A 20,747-nucleotide genomic window follows, 5' to 3' on the forward strand; every position below is an offset into this window, starting at 1 on the left:
CAATTACCGCCGGTGCTGGGGGTTGATGAGGGTGCCGAGGGGGACGCGGGCGCGGGCGCGTCCCCGGGTGCGGATGCCGAGGCCGGTGCGGATATCCCAGGCGGAAGCGGCCGAGAGCGGTGCTCACCGAGGTGAACAGTGCACACCGGGCGATCGCCACGGCTCCGGCCCGCCCGCTCCGTTCCCGTACCCCTCCACATTTCACCAACAAATCTTTGACTTATTCAAGGCGGGCGTCAAGACGCCCAGGTCGCGGCCGCACAGTCGTACGGCATTCGCCGGTTGCACCCACCGGCATACGCGTTATCGTGGAGATGTGACCCCTGACGCAACGCCGCAGCCTCCCGTGGGCGACGCGGCGATCGAGTCCCTCAGCGTCCTCGGGGAGGACTCCCGGCGGCGGATGTTCGCGTTCATCCGACGGCAGGGCCGCCCCGTGACCCGGGACGAGGCCGCCGCCAGCGTGGGCATCTCGCGCAAGCTCGCCGCCTTCCACCTCGACAAGCTGGTGGACGCCGGCCTGCTGCGCGCCCGCTACGAATCACCCGGCGGGATCCGCAAGGTCGGCCGTCAGCCCAAGGTCTACGAACCCACCGACAGCCACCTCCACGTCAGCATCCCCGACCGCCGCCATGAGCTGCTGGCCGATCTCCTGCTGGAAGCCGTCCTGACCGAGGACGACGGCGAATCCGCGGCCCACGCCGCCGTGCGCACAGCCGGCCGGCGCGGTCGCGAACTGGGCGAGCGGGAACGGGAGCAGTCCCGCCCCGGCCGCCTCGGCGCCGAACGTGGACTGAGCGTCTGCGAGCGGATGCTCGACCAGCACGGTTTCGAGCCGGTCCGCGAAACCCCCACCCAACTCCGGCTGCGCAACTGCCCGTTCCACCCCCTGGCGGCCAAGGCTCCCGAGCTGGTCTGCGGTATGAACCACGCCTTCCTCGCAGGCTATCTGGAGGGCCTGGAGGTCAGCGGCGTCGAGGCCGTCCTCGCCCCGCGCCCCGGGGAATGCTGCGTGCAGCTGGGCCCTGCGACGGGATGATGCGCGGCCCCCGCCACCACAGCGACTTCGCCGAGCTGCCGACCGAGGACGTCACCGACGCCACCCGGCGCTCCGACTGACCGACCAGTCACCACGACACGACCAGGCCAGTACCGCGGCGCCGAGCGGCCGCGGGCGACAACCACGGGACCGGTCCGGCGACCGATACGACCGGAGCGCTCCGATGGTTACCAAGCGCCTCACCCACCTCCTGGCACCCACACCGGCGCCACCCCGTACACCATCATCGACATCGACGCGGGGGCCCACCCGGGCGCTCTCCTGCGCCTCGGACTGGGGGCTCCTGCTCATCCGGCTGACCTTCGGGCTCCTGATGGCCGGGCACGGCTCGCAGAAACTCTTCGGAATCCTCGGCGGCAGGGGCCTGACCCGGACAGCGGACGGTTTCGCGGCCCTCGGCTACCACCCCGGCAAACTCTTCGCGCTGATCGGGGGCCTCTCGGAATTCCTCGGCGGCCTCGGTCTGGCCCTCGGCCTCCTCACACCGCTCGCGGCCGCCGCCCTCATCGGCGTCATGATCAATGCCATGGTGACCGTCACCGCGGCCCACGGCCTGTGGGACACGGACGGCGGTGTGGAATACAGCGTCTGCATCGCCGTCGTCGCACTGGCCGTCGCCGCCATCGGCCCCGGCCGGCTGTCCGTTGACCGCTTCTTCCCCTGGCGCGCGGGCGGCTGGCCGGGAGCCGCCGTGGCCGCCGGCCTGGGCGGAATCACCGCGGCGATCGCATTGAGCCTGTGAGGGGCGGTGACGTGGTACGAGGCGGCACGGCACCGCCGAGGGGGGATGGGGGAGCCGGGAGCCCCGGGGGCGGGGGAGTTCCGCGCTCAGCGCTGGGCACTCAGCGCTCGGTCAGGACCTGCCCCGTCCCACCGCCTCGCCCCGTCCCGTCCCGGGCCGAGCCCCGGCCCAGGCACTTGACCGGCGGCTCCCTCACTCTGCCGCGTCCTCCGGATACCACCGCAGCTCCACGGTGTTGCCGTCCGGATCCTGCACGTACACCGACGTCGCGTCGCCTCGCGCACCGAACCGCTGCACGGGACCCTCAAGGACGTGGAACGTCCCCGACGCGATGACCTCGTCCCAGTCCAACGGTTCCACGGTGAGGCAGATGTGGTCGACGTTGGATTCGTTCCGGGGCCGGCTGACCAGGTCGATGATGGTCTCCGGCGTGACCCGGACCGACGGGAAGGAGACCTCGCCCGCCCGCCACTCGGTGACCCGTACCGGCTCCAGGCCGAGCAGCCCGGCGTAGAACTCCAGGGACCGTTCCACATCGGCGACGTTGAGAACCAGGTGATCGAATGCCTTGACGCGCACAGTGGTCACTTCACTTCCAGAGAGAGGGCACGGCGGAGCCGGCCGGTGGTGGTCAGATCATGGTGCCGTCGCCCTCGTGCACAGTCGACGGCGATGGCGACCGCGGTGACGACGGCGGCGACTGCGGTGACGACCGCCACCCGCGCCGCCTGCGACACCTCCCACTCTCGGCCACCGGACCAGCGCCATCAAGCCATGATCCCGATACGATCGTTGAGTCACGTTCAACGCTGGGGGAGTGGGGTGGGGCCGGCATGCTGGAACGCCTGGAAACCGAGGTCTTCCTGGCCCTCGCCGAGGAACTGCACTTCGGCCGTACCGCCGAGCGGTTGGGGATCACCACCGGGCGCGTCAGCCAAGTGGTCAAACAACTGGAGCGCCGGATCGGCGGGACGCTGTTCGAACGCACCAGCCGTACCGTCCGGCTCACCGACGTCGGGCGGTGCCTGGCGGAGGATCTCGCGCCCTTGGCCGCCGCCATGGACGACGCACTGCGCAGGGCGGCCGACGCCAGTCGCGGTATTACGGGAGAGCTGCGGGTGGCTTTCCTCGGCGAGGTCACGGCACCCGTACTGCTCAGAGCGGTCAGCCTGTTCACCGAGCGCCACCCCGACTGCCGGGTCGAGGTACGGGAGGTCCACCTCTCCAACTCCCGCGCGAGCCTGCGGGACGGTTCGATCGACATCCTCCTCGCCTCCTTCCCCTTCGACGGGATGGCCCGCGGCCCGGTGCTGTTGCGGGAGTCAAGGGTGCTCGCGGTGGCGGCCGGCCATCCGCTCGCCGGTGAACGGTCGGTATCGCTCGAAGTCCTCGCGGACCATCCCGTGATCCAATACCCGGACGCGACCTCCGTGACCTTCAAACGGGACCGCACACCGGACCACACCCCGTCGGGCAGACCCGTCCCGAAGGGGCCCGTAGGCGGCTCGTTCTCGGAAATGCTCACCCTGGTCGCCATGGGCAGAGGAGTCCTCCCGGTCGGCGAACACGCCCGCCGGTACTACCCCCGCCCCGACCTCGCCTACGTGCCCCTGCACGACGCCCAACCCATCGAACGGGGCCTGATCTGGTCCGAGGCGAACACCACAGCCCGCGTACGAGCCTTCGTCAGCGCCGCGACCGACGCCGCACCGACCGCCGCCACCAACCCGCTGCCGAACGCCCGGTGAACAGGCACGACTGCCGTCAACAACGAATGCGCGGCCGCACGATCAGGATGTCCGGCGCCAGGTCCAGATCGTCCAGGTACGCGGTGGCTCAGTCGAGACAGCTCATCCCGGACCGGGAAAAGGCGCAGCGGTGGCGCCCCGCCCGCCGTCACCGCCCCCCGTCGCTCGACCGGCGGCGTGATGTCGCCGCTATGGCCAGGCAGAGGGCGGCCATCGGGATTGCCGAGAGGGCCATGGGCCAGGTCGGGCCGAGCCCGGCTCCCTCGTCGAGTACGTGGCCCAGCAGGAAGAACAGCACCATGTTGTTGCCGGCGTGGGCCAGGCTGGCCACCCAGATGCTGCCGCTGCGGGTGTAGAGCCAGAGCAGGAGGATCTCCTGGAGTTGGAAGGAGACGGTCCAGATCAGCAGGCCCAGCACCACGTTCGGGAAGTCGACATAGCCGATGAAGGCGAGGGGGAAGTGCCACACCGCCCAGATCAGCCCGGTGACGAGGGACGACGGCACGGGTGCGCCGCCGAAGAGCCGTGGCCGGAGATAGCTGGTCCAGCCGAACTCCTCGCCGCAGTACAGCGGGGTGAGCACCAGCGCGATCACCATCAGGACCAGCACGGACAGTATGTCTGCGGTGGAGGGGAGGATGCCCGCGGCGCCGGACAGCCGTGGGTGCCACACGCCGAGGAGGGCGGCGAGGCCGAGGGTGCACAGGGCGAGGGCGAGGGGGCCGAGCCAGGCGGCCAGGTAGTAGGGCCAGGCAGCCTTCAGCCGGGGCCTCAGCCCGGCATCGGCGAAGCCCTCGCGGGTCACCCACCGCCGTACCACCACACCCGCGATGCCAGGCATGCAGCCCACCGGTATCTGGAGCAGGGGGTGGACGGGCGACAGGCCGAGGACGACCGTCGCGCACCACAGCCACGCCCAACTGCCACCGAAGGCTATGACCAGGAACGCGGCGACACCTTTGCGGTGGCGTGATGTGCCTTCGATGGACGTTGCCGGCGTTGCCGGCGCTGCGGGCGTTGCGGGCGTTGCCGGCGTTGCCGGCGCTGCGGGCGTTGCGGGCGTTGCGGGCGTTGCCGGCGCTGCGGGCGCTGCGGGCGTCGCCGGGCCGGGGATTGTTTTCTCTTCGGACTTCTCCCGCCTGGCCGCGTCGCGTCGCGTGTCGTCTCGTCCGTCTGTTCTCGTCATGGTGCGCTTCGCTCTCTCTGCGATTCGGTGGTTCCTGGCCGCGAACCGGGGCCGAGGCCGCTCACCGTTCCACCGACCGCCACCAGGCACATCACTCAACTGAGCCACCGGCCGGGGGCCCTCATGTGCGAGGCGGTGCCTGGCTCTATCGGGGGAGGTGGGGGCCGGGGCGGATCCGTAGCATGCGGGGCATGCGCGAAGTGATCAGTGGGACGGCGGGGCGGGCCCAGCTGCGAGGGTGGCTGTATGCCTGTGCGGGTGCCGTGGGGGGAATTCCTGCTTGGGGGATGGCAGTTGTCGCCGCGACGCCCAGGTTTCCGGGCGGGGCGCGGGTGGCTGTGCTCCTTGCCGGATTCGCCATCGCGGCCTGGGCGATGGGGCTGCCGCACGGCGTACGGCGTGCGGGGGTGCGCCTGGCCAACGGGTTGCTGGGCACGGACCTGCCCCGGCCGCTCGGTCCGCCCCGCTCGTGGAGTGACCGGGCCCGGGCGGCGGCCTGGTTGCCGGTGCACGCGGCGGTCGGTGGCGTGGTGGCGGCGGTGACGGGTCTGTGCCTGATGGCGGCCTTCATGTTGCCGGCGGTGTGGCTGGGCGGCCACGGCGAGGTGGCCGTGTTCTGGTTCACCGCGTCCGCGCCGCGCGGGCTGCCGGGTGCCTGGACCCTGCCGGCCGCGGTGGCGTTCCTGCTGGTAGGCGCGGGGTGTGTCTGGGCCGGGACGGCGCTGCTGCGGCGCCTCGCGCCCGTTCTCCTCGGCCCCGGCCCCGCGGAACGGGCTGCCGCGGCCGAAGCCCGGTCGAGGATGCTGGCCCAGCGCAACCGCCTCGCCCAGGAACTCCACGACTCCATCGGCCACACCCTGACGGCCTCGACCATCCAGGCAGCCGTCGCGCAGGAGCTGCTGGACCGCGATCCGCAGGCGGCCCGCCGCGCCCTCAGCAGCATCGAGGAGACCTCCCGCGCGGCGATGGACGACCTCGACCACGTGGTCGGCATCCTGCGCGAGGCCCCGGCCCCGACCCGGCCGCAGCCCGCCCTCACCGACCTCGGCGCGCTGACCGAGCGGATCCGGCGGACCGGCGCCGCGCCGGCCGTGGAGACGGAGGGCGACCTGGGACGCGTACCGGCCACGGTCTCCCGCGAGGCGTACCGCATCCTTCAGGAGAGCCTGACCAACGCGCTGAAGCACGGCGCGAGGGACGGCATCCGTCTGTACGTCGCCGTCCGCGGTGACCGGCTGCGCCTGGCGGTCACCAACCAGCTCCCCACCCCGCCGCCCACCGGCCGCACCGCACGCCCCGGCCACGGCCTGGACGGACTCGGCGAACGCGTGCGGCTGCTGCGCGGAGAACTGTCCGCGGGCCCCACCGGCGACGGCCGTTGGCACGTCACCGCCGACCTCCCCCTGGGGCCGCACGCGTGAACGCCGCCCACCCCACCCCTGACCTGCCTGGCCACCAGCCCACTGAGGAATCCGCGGCGCCGGTGACCGTACTCGTGGTGGACGACGAGGAGTTGACCCGCGCCGGCCTGCGCGCCCTGCTGTCCGTACAGCCCGGCCTGGAGGTGGTTGGCGAGGCAGCGGACGGCACCGAGGTCCTTCCGCTCGTGCGGCGGCTGCGCCCGCGCGTGGTGCTGATGGACGTCCGGATGCCCCGGCTCGACGGGATCCAGGCCACCAAGCGGCTCCGCGCCGAACTGGCCGATCCCCCGAAGGTCGTCGTCATCACCACCTTCGAGAACGACACCTATGTCTGGGACGCGCTGCTGGCCGGCGCCGACGGCTTCATCCGCAAACGCGCTCCCGTTGCCCAACTGGCGGACGTGGTACGGATGGTGGCGCAGGGCGACTCGCTCCTCTTTCCGGACGCGGTCCGGCGGCTCGCCGCCCAGCAGCAGCCGATACCGCAGGCCCGGGGCGTGGGCGGCACCGGCGCCGCCTCCCTCACCGCTCGGGAGGAGGAGACCCTGCGGCTGATGGCCCAGGGCCTGTCCAACCAGCAGATCGCCGGGCGGATGGCGGTACGACTGGAGACGGTCAAGACCCACGTGGCGAACGTCCTGGCGAAACTGAACGCCGACAACCGGACCCACGCGGTGGTGGTCGCGTATGAAACGGGGGTACTGGTGCCGGGGCGACAGGGAGCGACAGGGACTTCCTTCGACCGCTGACTGCGTTTCCTGGCGCTGCCGAACCGCTGGCCGGATCGGTGGCCGAGCCGCTGACCGGCCTCCGAGTGAATCGGTCAACGCCAGGTCAACTCGCAGAAGGGCGGCCATCCGCGTGATCTGATGGGCCCTCCAACCTGCCAACTCCGACCGGGAGGAAGGATGCCCACCTCACGCGCCCACTCATTCAACGCGGCCGCCGCCCGGTACGCGGCGAGCCGGCCTTCGTACCCGCCCGCGGTCTTCGACGCCATCGAGGAATGCATGGGCCGGCGCCTGGCCGGGGCCCGTGCGGCCGATGTCGGCGCGGGCACCGGGATCGCCACCGCGCTGCTGCGCGAGCGCGGCGCCGACGTGATCGCGGTCGAACCCGGCGACGCCATGGCCGCGCAGTGCCGCCGGGCGCTGCCGGACGTACCGGTCCTACGCGGCGACGGCAACGCCCTGCCGCTGGCCACTGCCTCCCACGACCTCCTCACCTACGCCCAGTCCTGGCAGTGGACCGACCCCACCCGCTCCGTACCGGAGGCGCTCCGCGTCCTGCGGCGGGACGGCACGCTGGCGATCTGGTGGAACACCACCGCCTTCGACGTGCCCTGGATCCGCGCCCAGCACGACCGCATCGCCCACCACTGCGGTACGGAACCGAAGCCTGCCACCCGCCCCGACGACGACACCGCCATCCGCCTGGCCGGCCTGTCCGGGCTACGGGTCACCCGTCGCCAGGTGCGTTGGAGCAGGGTGATCGGCCTTGACACACACCTGGCCAACATCAGCACCCGTTCGGCGTTCCTCGTCCTCGACCAGTCCCGCAACCGCGCCTTCCTCGCGGAGGAACGCAGGCGCCTGCGGGAGATGTTCCCGGACGAGCGGGTGGAGGAGACCTATCTGGTGGATCTGCTGGTAGCCGGTCGCCAGTGAGGCGGGTGACGGTTGCGGAGGAGGTGGCAGCCCGGCTCCTGTCGGCCAGGCTGCTCTGTTCCTGCTGACCAAGGGGCTCCGCTACGCGTCGAAATCGGTGGAGCGGGTGAGCTTCTCCCAGGCAGTGAACTCCGCGCGGGAACTGTCCAGATGGGCGGCGATCGCATCGGCGGCGTCACTGCCCAGGGGCAGCCGCAGCGGCGTGTTCTCGGCATCGAGGGCGGTGAGGATGGCGGCGGCGGCCTTCGCGGGATCGCCCGGCTGCTTGCCGTCACTGGCCGCCAGCGTCTCCCGCACCGGGCCGACCGTCTCCTCGTACGCCGGAAGCGCCGCAGACATCTGGAGCGCACCGGCGCCGGCGAACCCGGTACGGAACGCGCCCGGTTCGACAATCATCACCTTGATCCCCAGCGGAGCCACCTCGGCCGCGAGCGCCTCGGACAGCCCCTCCAGCGCGAACTTCGTCGCGCAGTAAGCCGATACGCCGGCGAACGCGAACCGCCCGCCCATGCTCGTCATCTGCACGATGGCCCCGGAACGCTGCCGGCGCATGTGCGGAAGAACGGCCCGCGTGAGCGCCGCCGGACCGAACAGATGCAGATCCATCAGCTCCCGCAACTCCTGATCGGTGGTCTCCTCGACCGCGCCGACCATCCCCCGGCCGGCGTTGTTGACCAGGACGTCGATCCGTCCGTGGCGCTCGACGATCTCCCGCACCGCGGCATCGATCGCGGCGGTGTCGGTGACGTCCAACGGATACGCCGACACCCGCCCCGGGTGGGCCGCCACCAGGTCGTCCAACGCGGCGGTACGACGAGCCGCCGCCACCACGGTGTCACCGGCCGCCACCGCCGCCGAGACGATCGCCCTGCCGAAGCCGCTGCTCGCCCCGGTGACCAGCCATACCCTGCTCATTGCCGCAACCCTTCGTCGGTGGCGCCTTGTGCCCTTGGGGCCTTGCGCCTTCGGTGCCCTGCGCCCTTGGAGCCCAAGCTTGCCGGGATGGCTTGCCGCCTGTCCAAGAACATCTGTGATAGCCGATGGCTATCGTTGGCCCGTTGGCCCGTTGGCCCGTTGGCCCGTTGGCCCGTTGGCCCGTTGGCCCGTTGGCCCGTTGGCCCGTTTCCGTCAGGGCGATGCCGTCAGTCCGCGTTGCGGGTGGTGGTCGTAACGGTGCGCAGGTCGACGTCCCAATCCAGTTGGGCGGCCAGCGTGTCGTCACCGGGGCGTTGGGGCGAGGGTGACGGCGTTCGGCCGGCGGCGGTGCTCGGTGGGGTGCGGGTGCCGCGGGAGATCTGGCCGCTGACGGTGGTGTTGTGCTCCACGCGCGGGCGCCGGCACGTCTCGTAGAGAGCGAACGCGCTCTCCGGTCCGGGGGCGTCCCGCAGTGCCTTGGCGAGGATGACGGCGTCCTCCAACGCCATCGACGCACCCTGGCCCGTCGCCGGCGACGCGGCGTGCGCCGCGTCCCCGACGATCAGCGTCCGGCCGGAACGCCACGGAGTGCCTGGCGGAATCTCGGTCGCGTTGGTGGCCATGATGCCGTCGCTGGAGGAGGCGACGATATCCGCGGCGGGAGTGGCGTCCTGGCGCAGCAACTCAACGAGGCGTTCGCGCCAGTGGGAGGGGGCGGGATGCCCGAGTTCGTCGCTGGCGAGGGCCGGACCGGTGACCCGAGCGAACCAGTAGGTTTCGCCGTCCGGCGAGAGCGCGTAGCCGAACGTGCCGGTGCTGCCCCGCACCATGGTGAGGAGGTCGGTGTCCTGTGCCACCACCGCGTTGCGGGTGTAGCCGTAGAACACGCTCTGCCCCGCGTAGACGGGCTCCGTACCGGGGGCGAACGAGCGCCGGACGGTCGAGTTCAGCCCGTCCGCGCCGATGAGCAGGTCACCGGTCGCTACGCTGCCGTCACCGAAATGTGCGGTCACCTGCTCCGGCCCGTTCTCGACAGACACCAGCCGCGTCCCGTGCGAAAAGCCGATGCCGCGGCGCATCGCTTCACCCTGCAAGGCGGCGTTCAACTCACCCCGGCGCAGGCACCGGTACCGCAGCCGCGCGTCGTCGGCCTCGCCCAGCGGTACGTGCGCCAGCTCGGCGCCCTGGCCGTCGAGCACGCGCATCGAGCGCAGCGGAAAGCCGACCGAGGCGACCGCGTCCGAGGCATCGAGCTGCGCCAAGGCACGCATCCCGTTGCTCGCCAGGGTCAGGAACGCGCCGATGTCCTCGGCCGTGTCGGGATGGGCCTCATGCACGGTGACGTCGAACCCGGCCTTGTGCAGGGCCATCGCGGTCGCCGTACCCGCGATGCCGCCGCCGATCACCAGTATGTGGGTCATGCCGCGTACCACTCCGCTCTGTAGACGTCCGGTGTGCTCTGCCTCATGGGTCCGGCCAATGATGACGCCTATGGGAAGGAACTGGCGTGCATCCGTCAGTTGTTGGTGCGTTGGCCTGCTGCGTGGGTCGCGTGCGGCGTTGACCGGCGTTGACGGGCGTTGACCGACGGTCAACGGCTTTGGGGGCGCGGCCGCCTCTCGGTGCCAAATCGCTGCCCAACATACGCCCAGCCGAACGTCCTGAGCTGCCCAGCAAGGTGTAGGTTAGGCATATGAGTGGTGACCAGCTCGACAGTGTTGAGGCTCTGCTGGAAGAGGCGCGTCTCGCGGCGCGGATGCCGGATCCGGCCGAGCGTCTGCGGCTGCGGGAGGCGGCCGGGCTTTCGCGCGCTCAGGTGGCGGCCGCGGTGGGGGTGGGACGGCAGACCATCGCCAACTGGGAGTCGGGCGTCACCGAACCCCAGCCGCCTGGCCGTATGAAGTACCTGCGGTTGCTGGAGGGGCTCGCGGAGATCCACCCCGCTCCGGCCCAGGCGCCGGCACAGGCACTCGCGCAGGAGCCGGGGGCCGGGGCGCACCCGCCTGCCGCCCCCGCTGGTGCTGCCTGGGACCTCACCGCTCAGACCGCCTGGCGTCCGGACGGTCTGGCCGTCCAGGGCGCGCCTGGCCCGTGCGTCCGCTGTGGTGTGGTCACCCCGTTCCAGTCCACCGATGGCCGGCCCCTGCACGCCGGTGCCATGTGCCAGCCCACGACGGCTACGCCCCTGGCCCCGGCTCCCACCGCCGTCACGGCCCCGGCGCCCACTCCCACCGCCGTCACGCCCCCGGCCCCGGCGCCCGTCCCAGCCCAGGCACCGCCCCCCACCCAGGCCCCCACAACGGCCTCCGCCCCGACCCCCGCCCCGCTTCCCGCACGTCCACTGCGCCGGGCCCGTTCCGCCGCCCGCGCCCAGTCCGAGACCAGCAGCCTGATCACCCAGGCCGTGCACGAGGAGTTGGAGCGTGCCGAGGGGGACGCGGACGCCGCGTTGCAGGCGCTGGTGAAGCGGGCGATCCCGGATGTGATGCGGCTCTTCGAGGAGACCCGGGCGACGGCCCGCTACCAGTACACCGCCTACCCCTCCCTCCCCGACATCCTCCACAAGCCGTCCAAGCGCGAGCCGGACCAGATCTGGGAGGCCCGCCCCAACTTCCACCACCCCCACTACTCCCTCAAGGCCCCCGGTGACATCCGCGTCACCGCCCTGGACGCCAACGCCGCCTACCTCTCCGCGCTCAAGTGCTGGCTGCCGATCGGCAAGCTGGAGCACCACACCGGCAGCGACGGCGTGGATCCCAAGCGTTCCGGCGTCCACCTGATCACCCCCGCCCAGTGGCCCCACCCGCACCTGCCCGACCCCCTCGGCGACCGCGAGGAGCCCGGAGCGCTGTGGATCACCGATGCCACCTTGCGCCTCCTGCTGCGCCTGTCCGGCCCCAAGTACGGCCTGACCGACCCGCCCACCGTGCACGAATCCTGGACCTCCGGCGCGACGGAGAACTTCCTCGACGCCCTGCGCAAGGTCCTGGCCGCCGCCCGGGAGACCGCCCTGGCCGAGGGCGATGCGATCACCGAGGCGTATGTGAAGGCGATGTACTCCAAGTTCATCTCCACGATGGGAGAGTCGATCCACAACCGCGAGATCCAGCGCCCGGACTGGATGCACCTCATCCACAGCCAGGCATACGCCAACCTCTGGGGCAAGGCATACAAGGCCCACCAGGCCGGCCTGGAGATCATCGCCATGATGGGCACCGACGAACTGCACGTCACCGGTGACTGGCGTCAGGTCTTCACCGAGGGCCGCGGCCTGGCCCAGATGAAGATCAAGCACAGCGACACCGCCAAGGCGTCCGGTGAGTACACCGTCGGGAAGGTGGTGCGCTGATGGCCCAGGACTCCCGCTGGCGCCGCATCGGCCACTTCGGCGCCCGCGCCCTGCCCGGCTGGGTCGTCCTGGCCGAAGGCGTCGACCAGATGGTCACCGGCGTCGAATCGCCCATCACCACCGAACGCGGCCTGGCCGCCCGCCTGCGCTACCTCACCGCCTCCGACGCCGGCTATGAAGCCATGGACCGCGCCGGCATCACCGTCCGCCCCCGCACCCTGATCGCCTGGCTCGCCGAGGAACGTACCCCCAGCAAAGCCAACCTGAACCGCCTGGATGACGCCTACTGGGACCTGCGCCGCCGCAACGTCGTCACCGACCTCAAGCGCCGCCTGGCCAACCGCGGCCGCGGCACCCGCATCGAGATCGATCCCGCCGACCAGACCCAGGTCGCCACCCGCCACCGCCGCGACGTCGAAATGCGCTCCATCAACGTACGCGGCCTGGTCTGGGACCGGACCGTCGATGCCTGGCTCTCCCACGACGCCCGCGAACTCGAAGCGATCTGGGACGAGATCATCCAAGGCGGCCTCGGCACCGACTGGGACGCCTACACCTTCGTGTCCTCGGTCGGCTGGGCAGCCTGACGACCCAACAGGCGCGGAGGGGCCGGGGAGGGAGCGTCCTCTCGCGCCCGCCCCGCCCGTCGACCTCAATGCCCCATTGGGTAGATCACAGAAAACCTACGATATCGGGCGCAACTATCCATAAATGCCCCGATTTGTCCGGCCTGGTAGTCGATAGGGGCGCTCCCACAAGTCAAAACTTCCTTGCTTTTGGTGCTTATTTCGGTCTTACGATCAAGGTGTCCCGCACGTATCAGCAGCAGCGCGCGCGTTATGCGGCGGGCGTCCTTCTCTCTGACCAGGAAAAGGCTCCAATGAATCTTCGCCGCACCGTCGCGCCCGCCGTCGTCGCCGCCGTGACCGCGCCCACCGTCCTGCTCGCCACGGGCTCCGCCTTCGCCGACACCAAGCCCGCGGCGCAGCCCCGGACACAGGGGCGGATACAGAACCAGGCGCACAACGGGACTCCGCACAAGCCGACCTACGCCGAACTGCAGAAGGCCGCGGAAGAGGCGAATCGGGCGTACCAGGAAGCGGCCGCCGCCGATGAGGCCGGGCAGAAGAAGCTCACGGCCACCTTGGCCGCGCTGGACGAGGGCAGTCATCCTCTCAAGGCGGCCCTGCTCGCCGCGGAGAAGGCGTCCAAGGCCGCCGACGCCGGCAAGGCAGCCGCGGACCAGGCGGTCGCCGACGCCCAGGCGAAGCTGGACGCGGCCACGGACGACGCCGCGAAGGCCGAAGCCCGCACGGCACTCACCGAGGCCGAGGCGCGGGCCAAGCGGGCAGCGGCCGCGAAGTCCCAGGCACACACCGAGCTGGCCGACGCCCGGAAGTCCTGGGACGACGCGCGTGTCGCGGCGCTCCGGGAGTATTCCAAGGTGTCCAACGCCTTGGACGACGCCCGCACGGCCAAGGAGTCGGCTGATCAGGCACTTGCCGCCGCCAAGAAGTGCGTACGGGAGCAGGGCCTGACCGTACTGGCGAACGGCTTGCCCTCGAAGGTCGTCGCCGGCAGCACGGTCGACTTCTCGCTCACGCTGGCCAACAGCACCGACCGCACGCTCGACGTGGACCCGCTGGTCTTCATCGCGCTCCAGGCCAAGGACGCGGAGCAGCACTTCATGAAGGTGCAGTGGTCCAACGGTTCCGACTGGCAGTCGCTGGACGCCCGCCAGGGGCCCTCCTACATCGCCGCCATCAAGGCCATGAAGCCCGGCGCCCGCACCGATGTGAGGATGCGGATGACGATCGAGGCCCAGGCGCCGGCCGAGAAGGCCCTCGCCCTGCTCGCGGGCGACGCCTCCGACCAGTACAACCCGTGCGTGCTCGGCCCGATGAAGCGCTACGACTTCGAGGTGCTGCCGGCCGGCGAGAAGCCCGGCACGGTGGACGACGCCAAGCCCGGCACGGTCGACGACAAGGACCGTCCGAAGCCGCAGCCCAACTCCCACGCGTCCGACGCGAACGCCTCCGGCGCGGACAAGTCGAACGTGTCGGCGCAGGGCACCGCCTCCACCAAGTCCGTCCCGGCCGCCGACGCGGCCAAGGGCAGCCTCGCCACGACCGGCGCACCGTCCGCCGCGCCGCAACTCGCCCTCGCGGGCGCCGCCGCCGTACTCCTCGGGACCGGGACGGTCGTCGCCGTACGCGGCAACCGCAAGGCCGGCGGAACCAGCTGAGGCCCCCAGGATGCGAACGCGGCCCGTGCCCGCGCTCGCACAGGGCATCAGCCGCCGTCCCCGACCGGCCCTGACCCCGGCCGGCCCGGCACCAACACCTCCCCGTAAGCTCGCAGTTGAGTAGGAACCGAACGGAACCCACACAACTCCGAAAGGCGCGTCACCATGACGGAAGCACAGCGCGTCGTCATCGTCACGGGTGGTGGCACGGGCATCGGCGCCGCCACCGCGCGGTTGCTGCGGGCGGCGGGGCACCACGTCGTGGTGTCCGGGCGGCGTCCCGAGCCCCTGCGGCGCGTCGCCGAGGAGACGGGAGCCCTGGCGCACCCCTCCGACGCCGCCGACCCCGAGGCCGTACAGGAACTGGTCGAGACGGCGGTGCGGACCTACGGCCGGCTGGACGGTGTGGTGCTCAACGCCGGGATCGGGCGCGGCGGCGCGGTCGGCGATATGGCAGTTGAGGACTGGGACGCGCTCATGCGGACCAACCTCACCGGCCCGTTCCTGCTCCTGCGGGCCGCCTTGCCGCACCTGCTGGCGGCCCGCGGCGCGGTCGTCGCGGTCGCCTCGGTCTCCGCGCTCCGCAACGGCAGGAGCAACGCGGCCTACGCGACGTCCAAGGCGGCACTGCTCCAGCTGTGCCGCTCCCTCGCCGTCGACTACGGCCGGCAGGGCCTGCGTTCCAACATCGTCTGCCCGAGCTGGGTGCGTACGGAGATGGCCGACCGGCGGATGGCCCGCTTCGCGGAGGAGGCCGCGCTGCCCGGCGGCACCGACGCCGCCTATGCCGAGGCGACGCGGCTGACCCCCGCCGGCCGCCCCGGTGACCCGGAAGAGGTCGCCGAGGCGATTGCCTGGTTGCTCTCGCCCGCCGCGTCGTACGTGAACGGTGCGGTGCTGACGGTGGACGGGGGAGTGACCGCGTACGATCCCGGAGTCGCCGCGTTCGACTTCCGCATCGAGCCGCGGGTGCCGCGAGAGTGACTGGGGGCGGCCCAGCTCAGGGCCCCGCCCCACCCCAGTAGCCTTCCCCAATGAGCACTTCCGAACGCACCGCAACACACCCCACGCCCTTCGTGCTCGGAGAGCACGTCCGCGCGGCCGTCGCGCACTGTGTCACCACCCTCGCCGGCGCGCCGGCCGCCCAGTGGCGTGCGGCGGCCGGCGACCTGGAGTGGACGTGCTGGGAGACCCTGGAACACCTCGCGGACGACCTGCTCACCTACGCCCTCCGCTTCGGGCTCGCGCGGCCGATGGACGCCCCGCGCGTTCCGCTGCGCATCTCCACCGATCGTCCCGAAGGGCCCGCCAACGTCATCTTCGGTGACGCGGCGGCGGGCCCCGAGGGACTGCTCACCGTCGTCCAGGCATGCGGCGGACTGCTCGCGATGGCCGTGGACAGCGCCCCTCCCACGGTGTTGGCCCCGCACGTCTTCGGCGCCTCCGATCCGGAAGGCTTCGCGGCCATGGGCGTCGTCGAGACCCTTGTCCACACGTACGACATCGCCGAGGGGCTGGGGCGCGACGGGCACCCGCCGGAGGACTTGAGCCACCGGGCCCTCGCCAGACTCTTCCCGGACGTCCCCCGCACCGGCAGCGCCTCGACCACCCTGCTGTGGGCCACCGGACGCATCGCCACGCCCGACCGGCCGCGCCGGAGTGACTGGCGCTGGTACGGCGCTCCGCGCGGAAACGGGTGACTGAGACACGCTAAAACCGGTTGCCCCGCCCGCAGGGAGCGGTGACAGTGGGTCAGGAAGATCGACAACGTAGCGAGGCCCCATGCACGTCACCGTCCCCACCACAGCAGGCCAGGTCCGCGGATGCCGCGCGGGTGAGGTGACGGCGTTCCTGGGAATCCCCTACGCGGCGCCGCCGTTCGGCCCGCGGCGGCTGCGGCCCCCGGAGCCCGCCGAGGCGTGGACGGGCGTGCGGGACGCGTTCGCTCCCGGCCCGTCCGCGCCGCAGCCGGGCTATGTCCCCGCCATGGCCGGGCTGCTGGAAGAAGCGCCCGCGCCGGGCGAGGACTGCCTGAACGTCAACGTGTGGACGCCGGCCCCCGGCCGTACCGGGGGAGGGCTGCCGGTGATGGTGTGGATCCACGGCGGCGCGTTCCGCAACGGCGCCGGCTCCCTGCCCTCCTACGACGGCGCCCGGCTCGCCGCAGACGGCGTCGTATGCGTCACCCTCAACTACCGCCTGGGCGCGGAGGGTTTCCTCCTGCTGCCCGACGGCACGGCCAACCTCGGCCTCCTCGATCAGATCGCCGCCCTGGAATGGGTGCGCGACAACATCGCCGGCTTCGGCGGCGACCCGGACAACGTCACCGTCTTCGGCCAGTCAGCCGGCGCCATCAGCATCACCGCGCTGATGACCATGGACCGGGCCAGGGGACTGTTCCGCCGCGCGATCACCCAGAGCGGCGCCGGCCACCACAGTCACCCCGAGGAGATCGCGCGGCGCGTCACCGAGCGCCTGGCCGCGCTCGCGGGGGCCGAACCGACCCGCGAGGGCCTGGCCGCCGTACCGCCCGAGCGGCTGATCGCCGCGGACAGCGCCCTGGGCCGGGAGATCGCCCAGGCCAGTGATCCCAGTCAGTGGGGCGAATCGGCGGGCGGCGGCACCACCGTCCTCCCCGTCGTGGACGGCACCACCCTTCCCCAACGCCCCATCGACGCGCTCGCGGGCGGCGCGGGCCGGGACATCGACCTGCTCACCGGCACGACCAGTGAGGAGTTCCGGCTCTTCCTCGTCCCGCTGGGAATCGGCCCGCGGATCACGGACGGCATCCTGCACGGCTTTCTCACCGGGTTCGGTCTCGACCCCGGTCGGGCCCGCGAGGTCTACGCCGCCGCGCGGCCCGGTGCGACGCCCGGCGACCTGCTCTCCGCGGCCATGAGCGACCAGGCCTACCGGATCCCGGCCCTCCGCGTCGCCGAGGCGCGCGCCAGGCACGGCGCGGAAACCTTCGTCTACGAATTCGCCCGCCCCACGCCCGTCCTCGACGGTGCCCTCGGCGCCTGCCACACCGCGGAACTCGGCTACGTCTTCGGCAACCTCACCCACCCGCTGGCCGGCCCCGGTGCCCCGCAGGCCCTCTCCGACGCCATGCGCCAGGCATGGACCTCCTTCGCCCGGACCGGCCATCCCGGCGGGAGGGGCACCACGGGCGTCGCACCCCGCACCCCCGGCGGCACCCTGCCGCCCTGGCCCGCGTACGCCGAACGCCGGCAGGTCATGCGCCTGGGCGACGGCGCCCCGCAGCTCCGCGAGGACCCGGGCAGCGCCACCCGCCAGCTCTGGGAAGGTCTGCGGATGCCCCGCCCCGGCGGCCCGTCCGCCGACCCCCAACCACCGGCCACGGCCTGATCCCGCCCGGCCGCTGACCAGGCACTCTCACCGGGTTCGTACGATCGGCGGCGTGGAGATCATGTACGAGTGGCGGGGCGACGTCGAGAAGACACGGCGGTGGCCAGGCAGTACCGGGGGAGGGGAGTGGGCGCCGCGCTCGTCGCAACCGCGGCCGGAGCAGCACGTGCCGGGCACTGCGCCTGGCTCCACGTGGACTCGGAACGGGCCAAGGCCGACCCTCACGTTCGCCGATCACCGGTAGCGGGCCCCTCACCCGAGGCAGGCCCCCCACCCGGCCCAGGCCCCTCGCTGCGCCGGGACTCGATGCCGTCGCCCTTCAGCTCGTACGGTTTGCGCCGGTGCGTCGACCGCGGCAGTTCGTCGGGCTCGCGGCGCTCCAGGACGTCGCCCACCGGCTCGCCGTGTGGCAGCCGCGGGTGGGATTCGGGGTGGGGCGGGCCCGGCTCACGCTGCCTGACGCGCCGGCCCCAGACGAACGCCGCGATCAGCAGGGCGACGACCACAACCCCGACGATCGTGAACAGCGCGCCGCTCGTCCCGTGCGCAGCGGCCAGGTGGGTGGACGGATGCGCCGCCATTCCGGCACCGAAAGACTTCATCCCAACACCCCACGTCTTCATTCCCATACCCAATGTGGTCATTCCGGCAGTCACGGTCTCCATGCCGGCCGGATACCCGCCACCTGCGGGAACAAGCACCGGGATACGGGCAGCGGAGCAAGCAATGGCGTGTCGCCTGCGGGGAGTGGCGGGCCCCACGCTCCCACATGCCGGCCCGGCGCCCCCGCACCCCCTCACCCCCGCAGCGCCTCGAAGGCCAGCCGGGCCCCGGCGCCGATGGCCAGGTCGATGTCCGGTGCGAGTCCGGCGCGGCGGCCGGAGCGGGTGAGGGCGGCCATCGCCACCCGGTCGCCGGCCTCGGACTCCACCACGCCGATCTCGTGCCGCAGATGCAGGAACGTGCCTGTCTTGCCGCTCACCCGCAGCGTGTCCGCCCGCAGTTCGCTGGCCAGGCGCTGGGTGTACACCTGCTGCCCCATCAGGCGGCGCAGCTCCGCAGTGGCCTCCGGATGGGCGATGTCGTCCCGCCAGACCCGCGCCAGCAGATCGACCAGACCGCTGGCGGTCCCGACGTTGGCGTGGGCCGGATCCAGCGTTTCGATGGGATGGCGCCCCACGTGGTCCTCGCGCAGCGCCAGCTCCAGGGCGAGCGAGAAGTCGTTGCCCGCGGCACCGGCGGCGCACTCGTACATCCGGTTCATCCGGTGGCGCATACGGATGCCCGCACAGCCCCAGGCGCGCAGCTGCGCGTCCACCTCCGCCACCGGTACGAGGTCGAACAGCGCGTCGGCGGCGGCGTTGTCGCTCACCGACAGCATCATGTGGAGCAGGTCGCCGATCGCCACGGTGGCCGGATGCCGGAACGCCGCCAGTCCGGTCGGCCCGACGCTGCTCGCGGTGGGGCTGAGGACGACCGGCCGCGCCGCGTCGAGCTCACCGGAGGCGATCCGCTCCAGGACGACGAGCGCGAGCGGCACCTTGGCCACCGACGCCAGCGGCACCAACTCCCCGATGCCGAAGCCGAGTTGCTCGCCGGTGCCGAGGTGCCTGGCCAGGAAGGAGCCGCGGGCCCCGACGGCCGCCCACTCCGCGGCGATCGCCTCCGCGGCGTCGAACAGTTCCGCGTCATCGGCGACGCAGACCGGAGCGGGTGTCTGCCGGGCGGTCATCCGCGCGCCGCCAGCCGGGACGGGGCGTCCTCGCCCGCGCTCTCGGCGGCCGCCACGGCCGGCTCGCCCGTCGCGGCACCGACCGCCGCGGCCAGCAGCCCGACCAGCCAGGGCGGCACCTGTGCCGGCCCCCGGTCACGGTGCGCCGCCCGCACGTCGTACCCCCGGTGCAGCGAGGCATCGGCCAGCGGCGCCCACCGCGCCCCGTGCCGCCGGGCGAACGGCTCCGCGCACAGCAGCATCGCCTGGCCGGCGAGGGTCTCGGCCAGCGCGGTCGCCGTCGGCCCGGCCGACCGGACCATCGCCTCCGGCAGCCCCGCCCGCGCCACGGCCCGCCGCAACCGGTCCCGCGCGTAGGGGACGTGCTCCTCCGCCATGGCCAGGACCGGCACCGCCGCGACCCGCCCCGGCCGCGTACCACCGCCGCGCCGCGGCCGCAGATCCTCCAGGTGAACGGCGTGCCGACGCGTCCGCGGCCGCTCCCCAGGCACCGCCGAGCGGCCCCCGCCCGGCGCGTCCGGCGGCGCGGACGCCAGTCCCAACGGCACGCGCAGCCCGGCGTTCTCCGGGGGAACGCGTACCAGCGCGTACGCCAGCGAGGCGTCGGCCAGGCCCGCCTCGCGCTCCTCCGGCGGCAGCTCCCGGACACCGAACGTGGTGCCGTGCTCGGCGCCGGCGCGGATGATCCGGGCCAGCGCGTCCGGGCCGCAGTCCGCCGGCACCCCGACCGCACGCACCGCCGACTGCCTGGCCGACCGGGCGACATGCCGCAGCCGCTGGGCCCGGTCCAGCACCTCCCGGGCGTACGGCAGCAGGAGAAGGCCCAGCTCGGTGGCGGCCACCTGGCGCCGGGACCGGTCGAACAACTGGCCCTCGAAGTGCTCCTCCAGTGTCTTGATACGCCGGCTGAGCAGCGGCTGGGCGATCCCCAGCCGCTCCGCCGCGCGCGAGAAGCTCGCCTCGTCGACAGCCGCTACGTAGGCATCAAGGTGCGCGAGTAGGTCCACGCTGGAGTCATATCAAGAAGTTATGGGGCCTTCAATCTTTACTCTTGGACATGGGAGGCGTCCGCCTGCTTCGCTGTCCCCCTCGACGCCGCGCCGCGCACGGGCCGGACGTCGAGGACCCCGGCGTACGGCCCCGACGAACGCCTGCGGCGAAGAACAGCGACGACCGACCGCGACCAAGCACCGCGTCGAATCACCGCATCGAATCACCGCAACCAATATCCGCGACGAACGACCGCAGCGAAGCGGCCCGACGAACGACCGCGACGCCCCACCGACGAACGACGCCCCACCGACGAACCGGGA

19 protein-coding genes and 1 pseudogene are annotated in these 20,747 nt (G+C 72.2%); 13 read left to right on the top strand and 7 right to left on the bottom strand.

Going from position 1 to position 20,747, the window contains the following annotated elements:
- The first annotated feature begins 316 nt into the window (after positions 1–316).
- Both ADL22_RS16855 and ADL22_RS16860 read left to right on the top strand, forming a co-directional pair.
- Positions 317–1,039, top strand: a complete 723-nt coding sequence (locus ADL22_RS16855; RefSeq protein WP_199836314.1) for a helix-turn-helix transcriptional regulator — start codon at positions 317–319, stop codon at positions 1,037–1,039.
- Positions 1,040–1,223: 184 nt separating this feature from the next.
- Entirely contained in the window at positions 1,224–1,802 is a 579-nt protein-coding gene (locus tag ADL22_RS16860; RefSeq protein WP_079064190.1) for a DoxX family protein, read from the top strand.
- 192 nt (positions 1,803–1,994) lie between these two features.
- Here the strand turns inward: ADL22_RS16860 and ADL22_RS16865 are convergent, their stop codons facing one another.
- Positions 1,995–2,381: a VOC family protein gene (locus ADL22_RS16865; protein ID WP_079064208.1), complete on the bottom strand. Its 387-nt coding sequence runs from the start codon at positions 2,379–2,381 to the stop codon at positions 1,995–1,997.
- Positions 2,382–2,635: 254 nt separating this feature from the next.
- Here ADL22_RS16865 and ADL22_RS16870 point away from each other — a divergent pair, with 254 nt between their 5' ends.
- Entirely contained in the window at positions 2,636–3,550 is a 915-nt protein-coding gene (locus ADL22_RS16870) for a LysR family transcriptional regulator (RefSeq protein ID WP_066979514.1), read from the top strand.
- A 148-nt stretch (positions 3,551–3,698) separates the two neighbouring features.
- Here ADL22_RS16870 and ADL22_RS16875 read toward each other — a convergent pair whose 3' ends face one another.
- On the bottom strand, positions 3,699–4,391 hold the full coding sequence (locus ADL22_RS16875; RefSeq protein ID WP_234430728.1) for a CPBP family intramembrane glutamic endopeptidase: 693 nt from the start codon (positions 4,389–4,391) through the stop codon (positions 3,699–3,701).
- A gap of 677 nt (positions 4,392–5,068) precedes the next feature.
- Between ADL22_RS16875 and ADL22_RS16880 the strand changes: the two genes are divergently transcribed.
- The 3 genes from ADL22_RS16880 (at position 5,069) to ADL22_RS16890 (ending at position 7,824) form a co-directional block, all read left to right on the top strand.
- Positions 5,069–6,157 (top strand): sensor histidine kinase, encoded by a 1,089-nt coding sequence (locus ADL22_RS16880; RefSeq protein WP_159048681.1) that lies wholly within the window; start codon positions 5,069–5,071, stop codon positions 6,155–6,157.
- A 62-nt stretch (positions 6,158–6,219) separates the two neighbouring features.
- Positions 6,220–6,906, top strand: a complete 687-nt coding sequence (locus ADL22_RS16885; RefSeq protein ID WP_324615569.1) for a response regulator transcription factor — start codon at positions 6,220–6,222, stop codon at positions 6,904–6,906.
- Between the two features lie 159 nt (positions 6,907–7,065).
- Positions 7,066–7,824, top strand: a complete 759-nt coding sequence (locus tag ADL22_RS16890; protein ID WP_079064193.1) for a class I SAM-dependent methyltransferase — start codon at positions 7,066–7,068, stop codon at positions 7,822–7,824.
- 81 nt (positions 7,825–7,905) lie between these two features.
- On the opposite strand, the gene ADL22_RS16895 is transcribed toward ADL22_RS16890, so the two are convergent.
- Together ADL22_RS16895 and ADL22_RS16900 are read right to left on the bottom strand one after the other, a co-directional pair.
- A complete protein-coding gene (locus ADL22_RS16895) occupies positions 7,906–8,739 on the bottom strand; it encodes an oxidoreductase (protein WP_066979519.1) in 834 nt (277 codons plus the stop codon).
- Between the two features lie 227 nt (positions 8,740–8,966).
- Complete coding sequence (locus ADL22_RS16900) at positions 8,967–10,160, bottom strand: FAD-dependent oxidoreductase (RefSeq protein WP_066979522.1); 1,194 nt, start codon at positions 10,158–10,160, stop codon at positions 8,967–8,969.
- 272 nt (positions 10,161–10,432) lie between these two features.
- On the opposite strand from ADL22_RS16900, the gene ADL22_RS16905 reads away from it, so the two are divergent.
- The 7 genes and pseudogenes from ADL22_RS16905 to ADL22_RS36260 form a co-directional block, all read left to right on the top strand.
- Positions 10,433–12,088: a helix-turn-helix domain-containing protein gene (locus ADL22_RS16905; RefSeq protein ID WP_066979525.1), complete on the top strand. Its 1,656-nt coding sequence runs from the start codon at positions 10,433–10,435 to the stop codon at positions 12,086–12,088.
- Positions 12,088–12,675, top strand: coding sequence for a hypothetical protein (locus tag ADL22_RS16910; RefSeq protein ID WP_066979528.1), 588 nt, complete (start codon positions 12,088–12,090; stop codon positions 12,673–12,675). Before ADL22_RS16905 ends, ADL22_RS16910 begins: the two co-directional genes overlap by 1 nt.
- A gap of 293 nt (positions 12,676–12,968) precedes the next feature.
- A complete protein-coding gene (locus ADL22_RS16915; protein ID WP_066979530.1) occupies positions 12,969–14,333 on the top strand; it encodes a hypothetical protein in 1,365 nt (454 codons plus the stop codon).
- 165 nt (positions 14,334–14,498) lie between these two features.
- Entirely contained in the window at positions 14,499–15,317 is an 819-nt protein-coding gene (locus ADL22_RS16920; protein ID WP_066979534.1) for an SDR family NAD(P)-dependent oxidoreductase, read from the top strand.
- A 50-nt stretch (positions 15,318–15,367) separates the two neighbouring features.
- Entirely contained in the window at positions 15,368–16,033 is a 666-nt protein-coding gene (locus ADL22_RS16925; RefSeq protein ID WP_079064194.1) for a maleylpyruvate isomerase N-terminal domain-containing protein, read from the top strand.
- Between the two features lie 82 nt (positions 16,034–16,115).
- Positions 16,116–17,702, top strand: a complete 1,587-nt coding sequence (locus tag ADL22_RS16930) for a carboxylesterase/lipase family protein (RefSeq protein ID WP_066979539.1) — start codon at positions 16,116–16,118, stop codon at positions 17,700–17,702.
- A gap of 99 nt (positions 17,703–17,801) precedes the next feature.
- Positions 17,802–17,906: pseudogene (locus ADL22_RS36260) on the top strand (GNAT family N-acetyltransferase); the annotation flags it as partial.
- A 17-nt stretch (positions 17,907–17,923) separates the two neighbouring features.
- Here the strand turns inward: ADL22_RS36260 and ADL22_RS35765 are convergent.
- The 3 genes from ADL22_RS35765 to ADL22_RS16945 form a co-directional block, all read right to left on the bottom strand.
- Positions 17,924–18,367: a DUF6479 family protein gene (locus ADL22_RS35765; RefSeq protein ID WP_066979541.1), complete on the bottom strand. Its 444-nt coding sequence runs from the start codon at positions 18,365–18,367 to the stop codon at positions 17,924–17,926.
- Between the two features lie 131 nt (positions 18,368–18,498).
- On the bottom strand, positions 18,499–19,434 hold the full coding sequence (locus ADL22_RS16940; protein WP_066979543.1) for a serine hydrolase: 936 nt from the start codon (positions 19,432–19,434) through the stop codon (positions 18,499–18,501).
- Positions 19,431–20,441, bottom strand: a complete 1,011-nt coding sequence (locus ADL22_RS16945; RefSeq protein WP_066979545.1) for a LysR family transcriptional regulator — start codon at positions 20,439–20,441, stop codon at positions 19,431–19,433. The genes ADL22_RS16940 and ADL22_RS16945 overlap by 4 nt, the downstream gene beginning before the upstream one ends.
- Positions 20,442–20,747 lie beyond the last annotated feature (306 nt).

The sequence above is a fragment of the Streptomyces sp. NRRL F-4489 genome, assembly GCF_001509485.1.
In the GTDB taxonomy this organism is placed as follows: Bacteria; Actinomycetota; Actinomycetes; order Streptomycetales; family Streptomycetaceae; genus Streptomyces.